The sequence below is a fragment of the Senimuribacter intestinalis genome (assembly GCF_943192965.1).
GTDB lineage: Bacteria > Bacillota > Clostridia > Peptostreptococcales > Anaerovoracaceae > Senimuribacter > Senimuribacter intestinalis.
In genome coordinates this window covers 38,213-54,417 of sequence record NZ_CALPCF010000005.1, presented here as the reverse complement: position 1 = coordinate 54,417, position 16,205 = coordinate 38,213, and the positions used below count along the sequence as shown (strand labels likewise).

General features: G+C 43.6%; 17 protein-coding genes. 3 read left to right on the top strand and 14 right to left on the bottom strand.

Annotated features, from left to right (window positions below; genetic code table 11):
* Positions 1–8 precede the first annotated feature (8 nt).
* A complete protein-coding gene (locus NFR88_RS06360) occupies positions 9–710 on the top strand; it encodes a helix-turn-helix domain-containing protein (protein ID WP_251614311.1) in 702 nt (233 codons plus the stop codon).
* Here the strand turns inward: NFR88_RS06360 and brnQ are convergent.
* From brnQ to mtnA, 10 genes are all read right to left on the bottom strand, one after another.
* Positions 707–1,972: a branched-chain amino acid transport system II carrier protein gene (gene brnQ, locus NFR88_RS06355; RefSeq protein ID WP_160200819.1), complete on the bottom strand. Its 1,266-nt coding sequence runs from the start codon at positions 1,970–1,972 to the stop codon at positions 707–709. The genes NFR88_RS06360 and brnQ overlap by 4 nt on opposite strands.
* 190 nt (positions 1,973–2,162) lie before the next feature.
* Positions 2,163–2,603: a threonine/serine exporter family protein gene (locus tag NFR88_RS06350; protein ID WP_251614309.1), complete on the bottom strand. Its 441-nt coding sequence runs from the start codon at positions 2,601–2,603 to the stop codon at positions 2,163–2,165.
* Positions 2,603–3,361, bottom strand: coding sequence for a threonine/serine exporter family protein (locus NFR88_RS06345; RefSeq protein WP_161908906.1), 759 nt, complete (start codon positions 3,359–3,361; stop codon positions 2,603–2,605). The genes NFR88_RS06350 and NFR88_RS06345 overlap by 1 nt, the downstream gene beginning before the upstream one ends.
* Positions 3,362–3,376: 15 nt before the next feature.
* Complete coding sequence (pgeF, locus tag NFR88_RS06340) at positions 3,377–4,201, bottom strand: peptidoglycan editing factor PgeF (protein WP_251614305.1); 825 nt, start codon at positions 4,199–4,201, stop codon at positions 3,377–3,379.
* Between the two features lie 346 nt (positions 4,202–4,547).
* The gene (locus NFR88_RS06335) at positions 4,548–5,189 is read right to left on the bottom strand and encodes a CpXC domain-containing protein (RefSeq protein WP_251614302.1); all 642 of its coding nucleotides are present in this window, start codon (positions 5,187–5,189) and stop codon (positions 4,548–4,550) included.
* Entirely contained in the window at positions 5,170–5,766 is a 597-nt protein-coding gene (gene scpB, locus NFR88_RS06330; protein WP_161908908.1) for an SMC-Scp complex subunit ScpB, read from the bottom strand. The genes NFR88_RS06335 and scpB overlap by 20 nt, the downstream gene beginning before the upstream one ends.
* Positions 5,756–6,532, bottom strand: coding sequence for a segregation and condensation protein A (locus tag NFR88_RS06325; protein WP_160200813.1), 777 nt, complete (start codon positions 6,530–6,532; stop codon positions 5,756–5,758). Before NFR88_RS06325 ends, scpB begins: the two co-directional genes overlap by 11 nt.
* Positions 6,529–7,437: a DMT family transporter gene (locus tag NFR88_RS06320; RefSeq protein ID WP_160200812.1), complete on the bottom strand. Its 909-nt coding sequence runs from the start codon at positions 7,435–7,437 to the stop codon at positions 6,529–6,531. The genes NFR88_RS06325 and NFR88_RS06320 overlap by 4 nt, the downstream gene beginning before the upstream one ends.
* Entirely contained in the window at positions 7,437–8,351 is a 915-nt protein-coding gene (locus tag NFR88_RS06315) for a DMT family transporter (protein WP_251614299.1), read from the bottom strand. Before NFR88_RS06315 ends, NFR88_RS06320 begins: the two co-directional genes overlap by 1 nt.
* A complete protein-coding gene (mtnA, locus tag NFR88_RS06310; protein WP_251614296.1) occupies positions 8,352–9,404 on the bottom strand; it encodes an S-methyl-5-thioribose-1-phosphate isomerase in 1,053 nt (350 codons plus the stop codon). It abuts the gene before it with no gap.
* A 313-nt stretch (positions 9,405–9,717) separates the two neighbouring features.
* Between mtnA and NFR88_RS06305 the strand changes: the two genes are divergently transcribed.
* Positions 9,718–9,930: a cold-shock protein gene (locus NFR88_RS06305; RefSeq protein WP_161908912.1), complete on the top strand. Its 213-nt coding sequence runs from the start codon at positions 9,718–9,720 to the stop codon at positions 9,928–9,930.
* A 91-nt stretch (positions 9,931–10,021) separates the two neighbouring features.
* Here NFR88_RS06305 and NFR88_RS06300 read toward each other — a convergent pair whose 3' ends face one another.
* Entirely contained in the window at positions 10,022–10,699 is a 678-nt protein-coding gene (locus NFR88_RS06300; protein WP_160200808.1) for a transglycosylase SLT domain-containing protein, read from the bottom strand.
* 262 nt (positions 10,700–10,961) lie between these two features.
* A complete protein-coding gene (locus NFR88_RS06295; RefSeq protein ID WP_161908913.1) occupies positions 10,962–11,606 on the bottom strand; it encodes a transglycosylase SLT domain-containing protein in 645 nt (214 codons plus the stop codon).
* 288 nt (positions 11,607–11,894) lie between these two features.
* Between NFR88_RS06295 and NFR88_RS06290 the strand changes: the two genes are divergently transcribed.
* Positions 11,895–12,773, top strand: coding sequence for a PhzF family phenazine biosynthesis protein (locus NFR88_RS06290; RefSeq protein WP_251614293.1), 879 nt, complete (start codon positions 11,895–11,897; stop codon positions 12,771–12,773).
* Between the two features lie 89 nt (positions 12,774–12,862).
* On the opposite strand, the gene NFR88_RS06285 is transcribed toward NFR88_RS06290, so the two are convergent.
* Both NFR88_RS06285 and tuf read right to left on the bottom strand, forming a co-directional pair.
* Positions 12,863–14,035, bottom strand: a complete 1,173-nt coding sequence (locus NFR88_RS06285) for a sugar-transfer associated ATP-grasp domain-containing protein (RefSeq protein WP_251614290.1) — start codon at positions 14,033–14,035, stop codon at positions 12,863–12,865.
* 921 nt (positions 14,036–14,956) lie between these two features.
* The gene (gene tuf / locus NFR88_RS06280; protein ID WP_160200804.1) at positions 14,957–16,150 is read right to left on the bottom strand and encodes an elongation factor Tu; all 1,194 of its coding nucleotides are present in this window, start codon (positions 16,148–16,150) and stop codon (positions 14,957–14,959) included.
* Positions 16,151–16,205 lie beyond the last annotated feature (55 nt).

Genomic DNA, 16,205 nt, shown 5'->3' with positions numbered 1-16,205 from the left:
CAGAATTGATGAACCAGTACAGCAAAGAAGTTGGAAACAGAATCCGCATGTTCAGAAAAGCCAAGGGCTTCAGTCAGCAGGAATTTGCAGATGCACTGCATAAAACAAAATCAACCATTTCTAAATATGAGCATGCAGCTATTGCACTGGATCTTGAAACCCTGCACGAAATATGCCAGCTTCTGCAAATACCTATGCACGCACTTTTGACAATTGCAGAGGAAGAAGACTTCTCATCTGAAAAAAACGTCGTATCTCAGTTTTATCTGTACAACCTTGCCGGACGCAGCGGCACACTCCACAGAAGTCTTGTAGAAATTTACAGCGGCAATCAAAATTCGAATCTGCATCATCAGGAAGCTTCCATGTTCTACGGCGTTCCCTCTTTTCAGACACCCGAAAAATGCCAGGGTTTCTACTACGGTTTTATCACCAAAAAGGACATCTTTACGCATCTGCATTTAATCAATCAAAAAAATAATATTGAGCAGGTTTCCATCTGCTATCGCTCTAATCTGGATAACCTGCTCTTTAATATCGGTCTTCTCACCGGTCTATCCTTTGCCAATCTGGTTCCCGTCACCTGCAAGGCAGTCATTTCAGAAAAACCGCTGACAGAAAACCAGCTGCTCCTTGACGCCCTCGCCTTCGACCAGATGGAAATCAGACGCATTCGAAACACCGGTATCGTATCGCTGCAAAGGCGCTAAATTTTCTTCGTTTTCAGCACGCCCAGCACTGTAAAAATCCCTGCCGGGATAATCCAGCCGAAGCCCAGTCCGGACAGCGGCAGCAGATTTGCAAAGATATCAATGTCGAAGATATTTCCAATCTGCAAAAGCACCGATGCTGCAAAGGCGCCAAATGCTGCAAAGCGGTAGGTCGTTTCTGACCGAATCCACCTTCCCAAAAATCCAAATACCACCAGCACAATCAACACCGGATAAATCAAATCCAGTACCGGCGCTGCCATAGAAATAATCGTTGAAGTTCCAAAATTGGAAATGACCCAAGAAACCAGCGTAAATACAGCAACCAGCACTTCATACTTTACACCTGTTTTTTCTGCAAAGAAGGATGCAATGGAAGTCAAAAGTCCAACTGCCGTCGTCAGACAGGCAAAGGCGACAATCACACCCAGAAGAAGCATACCAGGCTTTCCCAGAAGCTGTTCTGTCAGCAAAATCAGAAGCTGTGCCTGACTCAGTTGTTCCTTTACAGAAACCGACATAGTCGCGCCTATATAGGCAAGGCCGCCATACACCACGACTAGCAATACCGTTGCAATAAGACCACCCCTTAGAATCAGCGCAGAGTGTTCCTTCTGCTGGCTATATCCTTTCTGACGAATGGTCATCAAAATCGCTACAGAGAAAATATACGCAGCCATCATATCCATAGTCTGATAGCCGGACAGCAGTCCGTTTCTCACAACACTTCCCGTCTGGGCAGAAGGTCCGATTTCCCCCAGCGGCGTTACAATTCCTTTTCCAATCATTACTAAAAGTGCAACAAACATCACAGGCGCCATAAATTTCCCTACAAGATCTACAACCTTGCTCTGTTTTGCGCTGAGAAGAAATGCGACTGCAAAGAAAATCCCAGTAAATAACCAGGAGTTTATTGCTCCCAGGTTCGGTACTACACCGACCTCATAGGTAATTGCCGCCGTCCTAGGAACCGCTACAAAAGGTCCAATGCACAGACAGTTAAGCGCAAGAACCACAGTAGAAATTTTATTTCCAAGCTTTCCCGTAAGCCCTTCTGCACCCTCTCCGCTTCCTGCAATAGCAATCATGGCAAACAAGCTCATACCGATATCAATAAAAATAAAGCATAAAAATCCAATCAGCCAGGATCCGCCGGACTCCCAGCCTAAAAATGGAGGAAAAATAAGATTCCCTGCTCCAAAGAACATTGCAAAGAGTGCAAAGCCAATGGTCAGGGAATCAGCTGTTTTAATTTTGTTCATCTTTACACCTCACAACTAAAATTCATGAGGCTATTTTATCATCTGAAATCTGCCGATGACAAACCCAGGGTCGTTTCCTTGCAGGAAATCTTTTTCTTGTATGTATCTTTTAAAGAAACTTTTCCTCGTCTTTCATAGCACTTTACAGAATTCACTGTGAAAACGAGAAAATTCACGAAAAAGGTTCTTTTTAAGAAACTTTTTTATGTCTGCGGAACATACTTCTCGGCAGAGAGAACACCGCCACCATGCCCAGCACCATAGCGCCGATGATTTTCAGCACTGCAAAACCGCCAGACAGCCCCTGCACCGTATTTCCGATAAACAGATTATAGATCATGTTATAGATGCTAATCCCTGGAATAATGGGAAATATCCCAGGAATCATAATCACGTTGGCAGGCACCTTACAAAATACGGCAAGGATTCTCGCAAGAAGTGCAATAACTGCCGCTGCAAGAAATGATGCCAGCGCAATGGACATAAAAGGAAGACAGAGGGTATAAATGACCCAGCCCGCAAGTCCAACAAGGCCGCATACGCCGCACTGTCTGCCCGGCACTTTAAACAGCACCGCAAAAGCCGCTGTTCCGATACAGGCAGCAATGCCCTGCAATACAAATTCTATCATCAGACACGACCTCCCAGCTGCAATGCTAAAAATACTCCTGTGGTAATGCAGGTAAACAGTAAAATTGCGTCTACCATTCTGACCCCGCCGGAGATATAGTTCTGATCCACTAAATCCCGCACGCCATTAACAAAAGCCACACTGGGAAGCAGCGGTATAATCGCCCCGACAATGGCTTTATCAAGATTTTCCACCATGCCCATTCTCATCATCAGCACGCAGCCTCCCGCCGCTATAAAGCTAGCAGCAATGTGCAGAAGCACATTGGAAAGATGCAGGGGTTCCAGTGCCAGAAAAAAGCCCCAAACGAGAATCCCCATCAGACAAGCTACCATGCAGTCTAACGTTCCTCCTCCGAGAAAATAGCAAAACGCTGCCGCACCGATACCAGAGCAGAGAACGTGCAGCCACTTATTATATTTCCGCCCCTGTCTAATTGCCTCAAATTCTTCTATTGCGGCATCAATCTCTAAATCCATCTGCTCTATTTTTCGCGACAGATTATTCAGTTCGCAAAGTTTGTTTAGATCTACACTGGTGCTCATAATCGGCTCCAGGCTGGTCTCCCGCTCTTCTGTTCCCATTTCCAAATTGACAAACACACCGTTAGATATGATAAATACCTGCTGTTTTGTCGTTCCATAGTGCTTTGCAATTCTCTCCATGGTCTCTTCTACACGGGCAATCTCCGCACCGCATCGCAGAAGTTGTTCCCCGACCCCTGCAGTCAGATATAACACTTTCTGTAGATATCGCATTTTTTCGTCCTCTTTCTATCGTAACAACATCGCTGCTGCCATAATACCTCGTTTCCCCTGGTGCCCCCGGTGGGAAAAGAATACGTCCTTATGGCATTTCGTACAGAGATTCATATCGCTGAAATGTTCTGGCAAAATTCCCTCTGCCAGCAAATCATACCTGATGATTTGCTTTAAGTCAAGATAATATTTTTCGCCTTTTTGGTAAGAAAAATTTCTATAATTTTCGTCCTTATCAAAAAAACGCTGCGCGACATCCGTATCCACCTCAAAACAGTCTTGGCAAAGGGCAGGTCCAAGCCCTGTGATCAAATTTTCTGCAGAGCTGCCGTAGCAATCTTTCATCTTACGCACCATTTCCCTGCTGATACCGCCAAGTGTTCCTCTCCATCCCGAATGGGCAAGACCGATAACTCTCTTTAGCGGATCATAAAAAAACACTGCATTGCAGTCTGCATGACCAGTTACTATAGCAATCCCCGGTACATCAGTCACAAGACCATCCACATCTTCGTAATCCTTGGGACACGTTACACCCTTTCCCGCATCCGATGCCTGCACCACTCGAATATTGGTGGTATGGGTCTGATCTGAAACGACAAGGCTCTCAGCGCCAGTTCCCAATGTCTCCGCTAAAAGCTCATAATTCTGCCGTATATTTTCCTCACTGTCCAGAGTTCGCGCTCCAAAATTCCAGCTGGCGGTACAGCCGCCGCTCACACCGCCGTGACGCGTTGTAAACAGATGCACAAGCTCCGGATATGCCGCAAAAGCATTTAGCGTCAGGTACTGCCGCTCTCCCAATTTGTGAAGCTTATAATTTTTCGTGGATTCTTTCATTCTCTTCCCCCCAACATAAAATCTTCCATCACACATACGGATAGTATACGAGATATTTACAAAAACTACAAGAGACAGCTTGCATCCTTTTGTTGACAGTAAGGCTTATGTAAAAGCATTTTGAAGTTACAGAACTTTACCCTTTGTTGCCACAAAAAAAGGAAAATTCCTAAAGACAATACGTCGCAAGACGGATACAACACTCCTTCTACCTATATTTTTCTCAAAAAGAAGGAGCATCCCCATCACCGGACGCCCCTATCAATCAAATTTTCCTTTTTTCAATTATATTTCAACGTTTTTCTGCAACGGCGATTTTCATTTCATAAATAACCCCATTACAGACTTACTCCACATCCACCCGTTCAGAAAGCCATGCGGCATTGACCTCGGCATACTTTCCGGCAGGCACTGAAAGGGACTTCAGATAATCCCGCTCCAGCTGCCCGTAGAGTTCCTCATCCAAATTAACCGTCAGTTGTTCGCCCATAGCGTTCGTATAATCCCAAATAATAAAGTAATCCTCCTCACCATCGAGATAATACAAAAGATCCTCGCGGCGCACCTTAGGCCATTCGCCCTTTATATTCTCATAAACCAGCGCCTTGTAAAGCTCGATAATCCGGTCATCTCTGCCGCCATCAAAGATGAGAATTTTTTCTAAAAGCTCTCCGCCATCTTTGACTACTCGAAAAACTGCCTCTGCGTCTATCGAAGACTCCGGCAGTTCCAGACTGTTGAGCTGCGCAAGCAAAGAGTTGTCGTGTTCCGGCGCCATGTAAATGGTCAGTTTCCGATCAGAATCCATATACATCATCGGATACTCCGCCAGCGTTTCATCTCCGCACTTTGGACATTTTGCAAGGAAAAAGGACCCATTCATGACCTTCTCCTTATACGACGGCTCCACACACACATCTACAAATTCATGGATATCCATCATAATCTCTTCCCCGCAGCCCGGGCATTTAAATTTCTCCCTCTCCATAATCCACCTCTTCAATTGATATTTGTTCCATGTCCTTAGGCTCTTCCACATTAATCACGCCTTCAATATCCTCAATCTCCGGCAATTCCTTCAGACTGGTAAATCCAAAATTCTTTAAAAACGTATCTGTTGTACCGTACAAAATGGGTCTTCCAATCCCTTCAGACCGCCCCTTTGCACAGATCAAGTCTTTCTTTGCAAGACCATCGATCACCCGGTCACATTTGATTCCTCTGATCGCATCGATTTCCCCCTTCGTTACCGGCTGTTTGTAAGCGATAATTGCCAGTACTTCCAGCGCTGACTGAGACAGCTTTTTCACCTTGACCGGCGTGCACAGTCTCTCAATAAACTCGGCATTCTCAGGTCTTGTTACAAACTGAAAAGACTTTCCCACCTGCCTGACGACAATTCCCCTGCCTTCCTGCTCATACTCATCTTTCAGCTCCAGAAAATATTCCATCATATCCTCTTTACTGATATTAAAGAGATCTGCACAAGTCTTCACTTCCAGAGGCTCGCCCCAGATAAACATCATGGATTCCAGCGCAGATTTGATTGTCTTCTTACTGTTCATGTTCGATTGTCTCCTCCATGTTTTTTTCTCCCGGCAAAACCATAATATCTCCGTAAATATGCTTCTGCTCTGCGTCCAGATATTTGTCGCGCATCATCTGCAGCACAGAAGTAAAAGTAACCACCACATCATATCGATCTTTCTTGTCAGGAATCAGTTCCTTCAGATTCAGCTTGCCAATTCCCCTTGATAAGGCTGATTTAAATCGGTCTTTAATGTAGACCATTCTGCTTTCAATGGTGGCTTTTTCTCTCTCCACCCTGGTATAGTGGGCTCTGACATCTTCCTCCCGCTTTTTCTTTCGCAGAAACAGATCGAAAGCCGTCGCAAACTGCTTAATATCCAGCGCCAGATATTCATCCGGTTCTTCCAGATAAGCAGAAATATCTTCCTGCGGTTTCTCGTAAACAAAAGACATATACGCTTCTCGTTCCGCCAGAATTTCCGCACCTCTTTTAAATCGCTTGTATTCCAGCAGACGTTCAACCAGTTCGCTTCTTGGATCGTCTTCAAGCACCGTCGTGCCGTCGATGGTTGTCCTCGGCAAAATCATCTTCGACTTAATATCAATTAAAGTCGCCGCCAGCACCATAAACTCTGTGCCGATGTTAAAGTCCATCTCCCGCATCGCTTTGATATATTCTAAGTACTGTCCGGTAATTTCCGAAACCTTTATATCATAGATACTCATCTGGGCATTCTCAATGAGATATACGAGAAGGTCAAAAGGTCCCTCAAAAATAGGCAGCTTTACTTTGTAACTCATAATCTCTCCTTTTCAGCGATGCCCGTATAATAATTATAGTACAAAAGTCCGATAATCACTATCACGCAGCCAATCAGCTCGTAGGAAGTCGGAATCTGTCCCAGAAAGATAACGCCCATGATGATAGCAAACACGGATTCTCCCGACTCCCATGCAGAAACGTACAGAGAATCCACATAGCCAAAGCACAGGTTAAGCACTGCATGGGCGCCGATTTGGCAAACCAGCGTCATTGCGATAATATAGATATAGTCCATGCTGCTGTAGCCCAAAACCGGCGTTCCCGTTGCAATAACACCTGCAGAAAAGCAAATCCAGCAGGAGAAAAATACTAAAAATACATAAACCGCGCCTGGCACGCTTTTTCGCACTTCATTGCCGATTGCAAAGTAAATGCCCATAAATGCGCCGGCAAGGAACGCCAGCACATCGCCTTTAAAGTTACCTGCCGTAAGCTGCTGATAATCGAGTCCAGCAATCATGACACCGCCGAGAAGGGCTAGAACAATGCCCATAATCGGTCTGCGTCCAACCTTCCGTTTGAAAATAAAAATCGTGATTGCCAGAACGACCAGCGGATGCAGTGCTGCCAGCACAACTGCACTAGCCACATTCGTCATTTTCACCGCATTAAACCAGGAAAAGAAATGTCCAAACAAAAATGCCCCTGCAACAAAGGTCCATATGTAGTCTTTCACAGAAATCTGTTTCAGCACATCCCGCTGCTTTAGAAGCACCGGAACCGCAAAGAACGGCACACCGATAGTCAGTCTCCAAAATCCAATAGCAAGAGAAGGCGCCTCAATCACACTGCCAAAAATGCCTGAGGAGGACCCTGCCATTACAGCCAGTACTACAATAATTTTAACATAGCGGGCAAGAACGCCCTTCTTTTCTTTTTCCATTATTTCGCTTCACTCCTGTTTCCTGCCGCCTGACATATGCAAACGCCAGCAATGATGATAACCGTTGTTAATATCTTAACCGGCTGCAGTTCCTCTCCCAGCATCAACGTTGCCAAGATGAAAGAAAATACCGGCACTAAATTGACGAAAATTGAGCATCTGGTCGGTCCGATGATTCTAAGCGCAATCTGCTGTATATAATAAGCGATGCCTGAGCAAAACACAGCCATGAATAATAGTGCAATCCAAGCAGACGCCGGAACGCTTGGCAGAAATTCCCACGGCTTTTCCATGAGCGAAACAGGAATCAGCACGATGGAACATACCAAAAAACTGTAATAAGTCAATACCACCGGTGGAATGTGACTGCATCTGCTCTTGCTGTAAACCCCATATGCCGACCAGCATACCACAGCACCGATCATATATAGGTCGCCTCGATTCAGTTCCATCTCTGCAAAATGTGCAAAGTCACCGGCTGTAATCGTAAGCACCACCCCAAATAGAGACAGTAAAATGCCGAGAAGCTGTTTGAGCGGCACCCTCTGATGTAAAAACACAAAAGCGATGAGCACCGTAATCACAGGGTCAATAGCTCTGATAATCGAAGAATTGATTGCCGTCGTATAGTTGAGGGATTCAAAGAAAAACAAATGATAGCCTACCATACCCACAACCCCTGTAAAAAGAAAATGCGGAATGTCCTTCTTTGTAAATTTATATGCCGCCTGTGGCTCCTTCGCCTGGGTCGCCTTCATGATAAAATACATTAAAACCGAAGCAATTGCAAATCGCAGGAATGTCACCGAGCCGGACGGAATGTATGGACCCGTATATTTCCCAGCAATAAAAGCCCCCGACCACAAAAAAGCAGCCAGTACCATAAGTGCGTAAATCGTCGTATTCTTCTTCATTTATTTCAATAACTTTTCCAGATTTTCCCTGTAGGGAGGTCTGACAATTCCTTTCTCCGTAATTACTGCTGTGATATATTTCGCCTCAGTCACATCAAAAGCCGGATTGTAAGTCTTAATCCCTGCAGGCGCCATAGGCTTCTCATACCACATCTTATAAATCTCTTCTCCGTCTCTTTCCTCAATCTCTATTGCTTCGCCGCTTGCCGTATTCAAATCGATGGTCGAAGTCGGCACATACATATAGAAAGGGATCCCATATTCCTTTGCCAAAATTGCTACGCCGCTGGTACCTATTTTGTTGGCGCCATCACCATTTGCCGCCATTCTGTCGCAGCCGGTCACAACAGCGTCAACCCAGCCCTTCTTCATCACAGTCGCCGCCATGTTGTCACAAATCAGAGTAACATCAATACCCGCCTTGGAAAGCTCCCAGCTAGTCAGTCTTGCCCCCTGCAAAAGCGGCCTGGTTTCATCAGCAAAGACATGAAAATCAAACCCTCGCTCTGCACCGAGATAAATTGGTGCCAGACAAGTTCCGTACTTGGCAGTCGCTATGGTTCCAGCATTACAATGGGTCAGAATTCCCATACCTGGACGCAGCAGCGACAAACCATATTCTCCCATAGCATAGCAGGCAGCCTCATCCTCACTGCGAATGGATTCCGCCTCGATAAAGAGCCTCTGCTTTGCGGCTTCAACACTTTGCGGTTTCTCCGCCCCAAGCACGCCGCACATTCTATTCAGCGCCCATGCCAGATTGACCGCCGTCGGTCTTGCCGAAATCAGATAATCCTTTGCTTTTTTTAGCGCCTGCATAAACGCCGCAAGCCCCTTTTCTTCCGGAAAATCCCGCATTTCCACATAAAGACCATATGCCGCTGCCACACCAATTGCCGGCGCACCTCGAACACGCAATTTGTAAATTGCTTCAAAGACGTCTTCTTTGCTCTGCATTTCTATGTAAACTTCTTCACCGGGCAAACGGGTCTGGTCCAAAACAAGCATTTTTCCGTCCAGATATTTAACCGGTGCAATATCGAAAACTTTCATTTTTACACTCCTCTAAGCTTATAGTATACCACATTGAGTGCGGTATTGACAAGAATTCCCTTGCATGTTTTGCGATACTGGCAGCATCGTCTCCTTCCACCTCTGCTAGTTATAAATTAACCAGAATTTTATTTTTCTAAATTTTTTAGCAAAAAACTCTTGTAAATTCTAAAATATCTGTTATACTAATATTAGTTCTAAGATGTATGATTGATTGTCACCACAATGCAAGGTCGATTTTCCATTTTGACCTGCCCGTGGTGTTTTTTATTTGTATCATTTGGGCTAATATAATATAAAGGAGGTACCACTTATGAATACTGGTACTGTAAAATGGTTTAACAACGAAAAAGGTTTTGGTTTTATCTCAGGAGATAATGGTAGCGGAGATGTCTTTGTACATTTTTCTGTCATTCAAAGTGCAGGCTACAAATCCCTGGAAGAAGGACAGCATGTAACCTACGATGTAGAGCAGGATCCAAGGGATTCCGCAAAGCTTCGCGCAGTTAATGTTTTCGTTGCATAAACGCCCACAATTTCAAAAGGAAAAGACGCAGCCCTCGCAGCTGCGTCTTTTTTATCTTTAAACACTATGCGCCAGCATGGTATTTAAAAGCTTAGATATACTTATTGCGTTCCAAATATTTTGTAATGTTATCCCTGCGATTCAGTACTCGGTTTGCATAACTGTAGGAAAATTTTCCTGCATTCACTGAGCCCGGTCCATACGCATAGGCGGAAAGCGCCTTTTTATAGGTCTTGTATGTTTTTTTCATACTTTTTAAATACCTTGCGCCGACTTCAATACTGACTTCCGGCTTGTAAAGGCTTGACGGGCTATATCCGTAACTTCTTGCTAAAGAATCGCTGGTCTGCATAAGCCCCTTATAGCCATAAGGGTTAGTTGCATTGGTATAAAAAGTGCTTTCGCCTTGAGCAACTGCCATCAGTACTTTAGGATCCAAATCGTACTTCTCGCCTTTTTCAATGAACAGTTTTGCCAAAGTCTTGGATTTTCTTGTTCCTACATTTGGATTAATTTTTCTGATGTAAGCGGCAAGACCGTTACGGTACTTTTCTTCCTTCTTTTTCTTTTCCTCAGCTTTCTTCTTTTTCTCTGCTTCCTTCTGAGCTTCTGCTTCGTCGTATTCGTCGACCATCTGCTCTACTCTCTGTCCGCCTTTTTCTGTATCGTTACTAGATTCTACTTCTCTGCTTTCTGCTGCGTAAATGGAAACTGATGAGCAAGCGACGATGGTTAATACCAGTAAAACTGTGATTAGCTTCTTCGCCATTTCTTTCTTCTCCTCTGTCTATTAGTTTACTCGTGCAGGAAGTCATTCACCAGATGTTTCCTGCGACTCCTATATTATAAACAAAGGTCAAGGCGAATTCTTAAGAAATCTTAATTTTTCACACACTTTTCACGAAGCTTTACCATTTTTTGTTTTTATTGTCCAATTTATATTTTAATTATTTGTTTTTAATTCTAAATTGTATCCAATCTCCTTAAGATTTCTTAAGAATTATTGCAGTTTCTTAAGGAATCTTAAGAAACTATTTTTTCAAATATCCATGCTCCTTCAGAAAGTTCTCCATGTCCTCTGCTCTTCTTAAAGTCAGATCTGCATAGTCTGTGGAATAGTTTCCTGAATGCACCGAACCCGAACCTTGGTTGTAGGCTGTCAGCGCCAATCTGGTGTCTCCGAATTCTTCCAATTTATCTTTGATATAGCTGGCGCCAACTTTGATACTGATATCCGGATTAAACAGACTTTCAGGGGTATAACCCGCACTTTCCGCTAAGATATCTCCCGTCTGCATGAGTCCTTTATAATTAGCACAGCTAACTACATCCGCGTAATAACAACTCTCTGTCTGGGCTACCGCCATGACGATTTTTTCATCTACATTATATTCATCCGCATACTTCACGAAACTGTCAACCATAGCATCTGCCTCCTGCTTGCTTACATTTCTGTTGACATGGCGAATATACGCAGAAAGACCTTTTCGATAATTCTGATCTTCCTTTCTGACCGCAGTCGCACAAGATGCCATAGCAGTTTCAATTTTTGTAAATTCTTTTGGCGTAAATGACGTGAGTTCCGGCTCCCTTACATCTGTATCGGCATAAATCACAGCTGCTGAAAAAACAGTCATAGAAATCAATGCCCCTGTAATAAATAGCTTCTTTTTCATATCAAATCTCCCTTTTTTTCCTTTTGTGTCTTACACTTAAACGTGCCTGCCACAATTTCTCAGGCTATATTAGTATAGGCAGGCAAAAAAATGAATAAACTGTAAATCACGACTTTTCACATCGTCTTCACAGTTCGGTTCAGTTTTTTAATGTTTTAAAACTAATTTAAAGGTTCGCCTTTGGTGTTTTTGTATAATTGTATGCAATTTCCCCTCTGATTTCTTCCTTCTTGCAATTATTCCTACTTTACACTATACTATAGGTAGATTTAGTGAGGAGGTCTTATTATGAAATTTTTAATTGCTGATGCTTTTACCGATACCACTTTCGGCGGAAATCCAGCCGGCATCGTTCTGCTTTCCGAAGGCGCTGACTTTCCGTCTGACGAACTCTGCATCAAAACCGCTGCAGAACTTCGCTACTCTGAAACAGCTTTCATTAAAGTTTTAGATGCCCATGAATTTCAGATTCGCTATTTTACCCCAGCTGCGGAAGTTGACCTTTGCGGTCACGCTACCATCGCATCATTTTATGCACTGATGTACCTCGGCATTATCGAAAATAACTGTTCCTGCATCAATCACACCCTTGCAGGAGATTTGAATATCGAAATCAAAGACGGCTTTATCATGATGGACATGGCTTCCCCAGAGGAAATTTCCATTATGAACGACCCTGAGAAAATCAAAGAGCTTTACGATATCATGGGAGCAGATTATGACTCCTCCATGGACCTACCTGTGCCAAGACTGATTTCCACAGGTCTTCCAGACATCATGATGCCCGTTTCTGACCTTGCCGCCCTTAACGTCATCGAGCCTGACATGAAAGCTCTTTCCGCACTGTCAGAACGCTATGGCGTCGTCGGCGTCCATGCCTTTACGCTGCACTGTGAAAAAGGCGTTACCGCCCACGCCAGAAACTTCGCACCTCTTTACGAAATTGACGAAGAGGCCGCCACTGGCACTTCCAGTGGCGCTATGACCTATTACTTCTATCTGAACAAACTCATTGGCGAAAAGAGCAGTTGTAAGTTCGTTCAGGGAGAAAAAATGCAGCGTCCGTCGGTGATTCTTACCGAAATCGACGCTTCTGCAGAAAGTTGCCGAATTAAGGTCGGCGGCAGTGCTGTCATTTTAGCGGAAGGTGAAATTCATATCAAGTAATAAGCGCTTGACCGCAAATGATGAAAAACAATGAAAAGCAAAAACAAAGCCCTTGCCGATGCGCCAATCGACAAAGGGCTTTTATATTTTTAATCCAGAAATGGTGCAAAGATGTGTTTCATACCAATACCCTCTTCTACGTAAGGCAGCTGAATGATATGGTAGCTAGCCTCGGAATTTCCTTCTATCAGGCAAACGCCTTTTTCTGTAATGGCAACGTCCCAGCCTACAAGGCCCACTCCTTCAAGCCGTAGTGCAGCCTCCTCCGTTACTGTAAGAACTTTATCCCAGTGAGGTATCTGAAAGCCTTTCGTTGCAAGCTTTGAAATAGGATGCTGAGGATAATGTTTCCCCTCCAAATCAATTGCATCCATACAGGTTACGCCACTTTTTACATCCACCGTAGCGATAATTCCGCCTGCATGAAAATTGTCCACAATCTTACCGCGACCCATGCGAAAGCCCGCATAAATATGATAACATTTTCCTTCCTGCGTAATCGTCAGTACCCGCACAGAATTCACCGAAGACGTATTGAACGCCGCCATCTCCGGATGCTGCACGATGCATTCCTCGCAAATCATTGTTTTCTTCGCCGAAAACAGTTTCTCATACAACGAGCGTTTCTCGGTTTCAGACAAGTCCGCGCCGCAGTGTATCTTTTCGATACCCTTACCTTGTGTAGCAGACGTAGGCTTGCAGACTAAGTCCTCCACGCCTTCCATCCTTTCTAAAAACTCTTCAAAGGTGAGCTTCCGATTTACAAACCACTTTCGGTTCAGCAAATCGTCGTATTTCTTCGCAAAACGCTCCTTATGCAGCAGGAGTTTCAGCACTTTAGGATCGTGGTTGTACTTAAAAGAGATTTCATCCATCACCTTCGAGGTCAAAAAAGTGCTCTGTTTATCTGCATCATACCTATACAATTTAAATTTATAATAATCCTTGTAAGTGCATCCGCACACCTTTCTCGCCTGCCTAATTCGTTCAAGTGCCGTCTCCTCGTCCCATCCGGTCTCCTTGCAGACCATTTCAAGAGCATGTGCCTTTTCTTCACGATTTCGTGCATTTACAATCTGCATATCCCGTTTTACTTTTTCCAGCTCTTTCTCAGTTCTGTCCCAAAGTTTACGTTTTGCATAATATCTATAGGAAATATCCCATTCCCTGGCAACTTCCATCTGCTCTTTTGCTTGTTTATAGGTCCAACCAGTTTCTTTGCAAACGTATTCAATATATGGATTTCGCTTTTCTTTCCTCAAAATGCGCAATATTAATTTCTTTCCAGTTTCATTCATCTTTCAGTTCATCCCCATATAATTTTTCTAACACTCTGTTAGTTTACACATCTTTAAAGAAGATTACTCCTTGAAAATGAAATTGAGATGAAAATTCCAATATTTTCTTTTATTAAAAAGAAATATTGGATACAGGCTAATGTCTATATCCAATATCTCTAAGTACAATATGATTAAGAGTCTAATCCCTCTTCCCTTTTATTTCAGTATAATATATCGTCAACAAAAATCAAGGAATTTCGGATAACTGGTCGTTTTTTCGGATAACTGGTCATTATTTGGTAATTAATCCCATAATTGTATGCGAAAACTGCCACTTTTCATATTTCTTTTCCCTAGTCAGTTTCTCCTATTTACGTACCTTGATCTCTTCTTTATCCAGGGTATTCAGTATGAGTGAATGCTACGAAGAAAGAAACAGGCTGCGCCCAGTGCTAAGCGCTGCTTGATGAATTATGACCGAATGGAATTTACACCACATTTTGAACTTGACTTATTTTTTACTCTTTTTAACCTAAATTGTGATTTTTTTATAAAAGTGTATAAGATTTTGCTTCTTTCAGCTCTTTCATACTGCTGTGTCTCCAAAAATCTTTGATAAACCCTCGGTATTGCCTCATAAAATGCAGTATTTATGTATGTATCTTCCAATATTTCTAAAAACTTTATGCAGAAGTGCTCTATTGCTGAATGCAATTTATACATTTATCCAAGATTTTTTGATTTTCGGTTAAGATTTAATGATTCACTTATACACTTTTTTCGCGAATATCCGTTTTAGGTTAAAAGCAGTCTCCACTCGCTTAATGCTCTATTTATACAACCATTAAAAATAGAAAAAAGAGACAGATTTAACTCTGTCTCTTTCATAATGCGAACTTGCAATTATTCGATGATCTCAGTAACAACGCCGGAACCTACTGTTCTGCCGCCTTCTCTGATCGCAAATCTCAGTCCTTCTTCGATTGCAATCGGGGTGATCAACGCAATTGTCATGGTTACGTTATCTCCTGGCATACACATTTCTGTTCCTTCTGGTAACTGCAGGTCTCCTGTTACGTCTGTTGTTCTGAAATAGAACTGTGGTCTGTATCCGTTAAAGAACGGAGTGTGTCTTCCGCCTTCTTCTTTCTTCAGTACGTATACTTCGCCCTTGAACTTTGTGTGCGGATGAATGGTTCCTGGTTTTGCCAGTACCTGTCCTCTTTCGATTTCTGTTCTCTGCACACCTCTTAACAGCGCACCTACGTTATCTCCTGTTTCTGCCTGGTCTAACAGCTTTCTGAACATTTCCAGTCCTGTTACAACTACGCTTCTCTTTTCTTCTGTTAAGCCGATGATTTCTACTTCTTCACCAACCTTCAGTACGCCTCTTTCTACTCTTCCTGTTGCTACAGTTCCTCTTCCTGTGATGGAGAATACGTCTTCTACTGGCATCAGGAATGGCTTATCGTTTGCTCTTTCTGGTTCTGGAATGTAGCTGTCTACTGCTTCGAACAGCTCTACAATCTTATCTCCCCATGGTCCTTCTGGGTTCTCTAATGCGCCCAGCGCAGATCCTCTGATGATCGGTGTATCATCTCCTGGGAATTCATATTCATCAAGCAGTTCTCTGATTTCCATTTCTACCAGATCCAGCAGTTCTTCATCATCTACCATATCGCATTTGTTTAAGAATACTACGATGTATGGTACGCCTACCTGTCTGGACAGCAGAATGTGCTCTCTTGTCTGAGGCATCGGTCCGTCTGTTGCTGCGCATACCAGGATTGCGCCGTCCATCTGTGCTGCTCCTGTAATCATGTTCTTTACATAGTCAGCGTGGCCCGGGCAGTCTACGTGTGCGTAGTGTCTGTTCGGTGTTTCGTATTCTACGTGTGCTGTAGAAATGGTGATTCCTCTTTCTTTTTCTTCTGGTGCCTTATCGATCTGGTCGAATGCTACCTTTTCACCCAGCTGATATCTCTGATACAGGGTGGTTGTGATTGCTGCTGTCAGCGTTGTCTTACCATGGTCTACGTGGCCAATGGTTCCGATATTGATATGCGGTTTGGTTCTCTCAAATTTTGCTTTTGCCATTTTTGTTTTCCTCCTAATGATAGGTCTGCCCCAGTCGCTAGTCCGAAAGGACAGA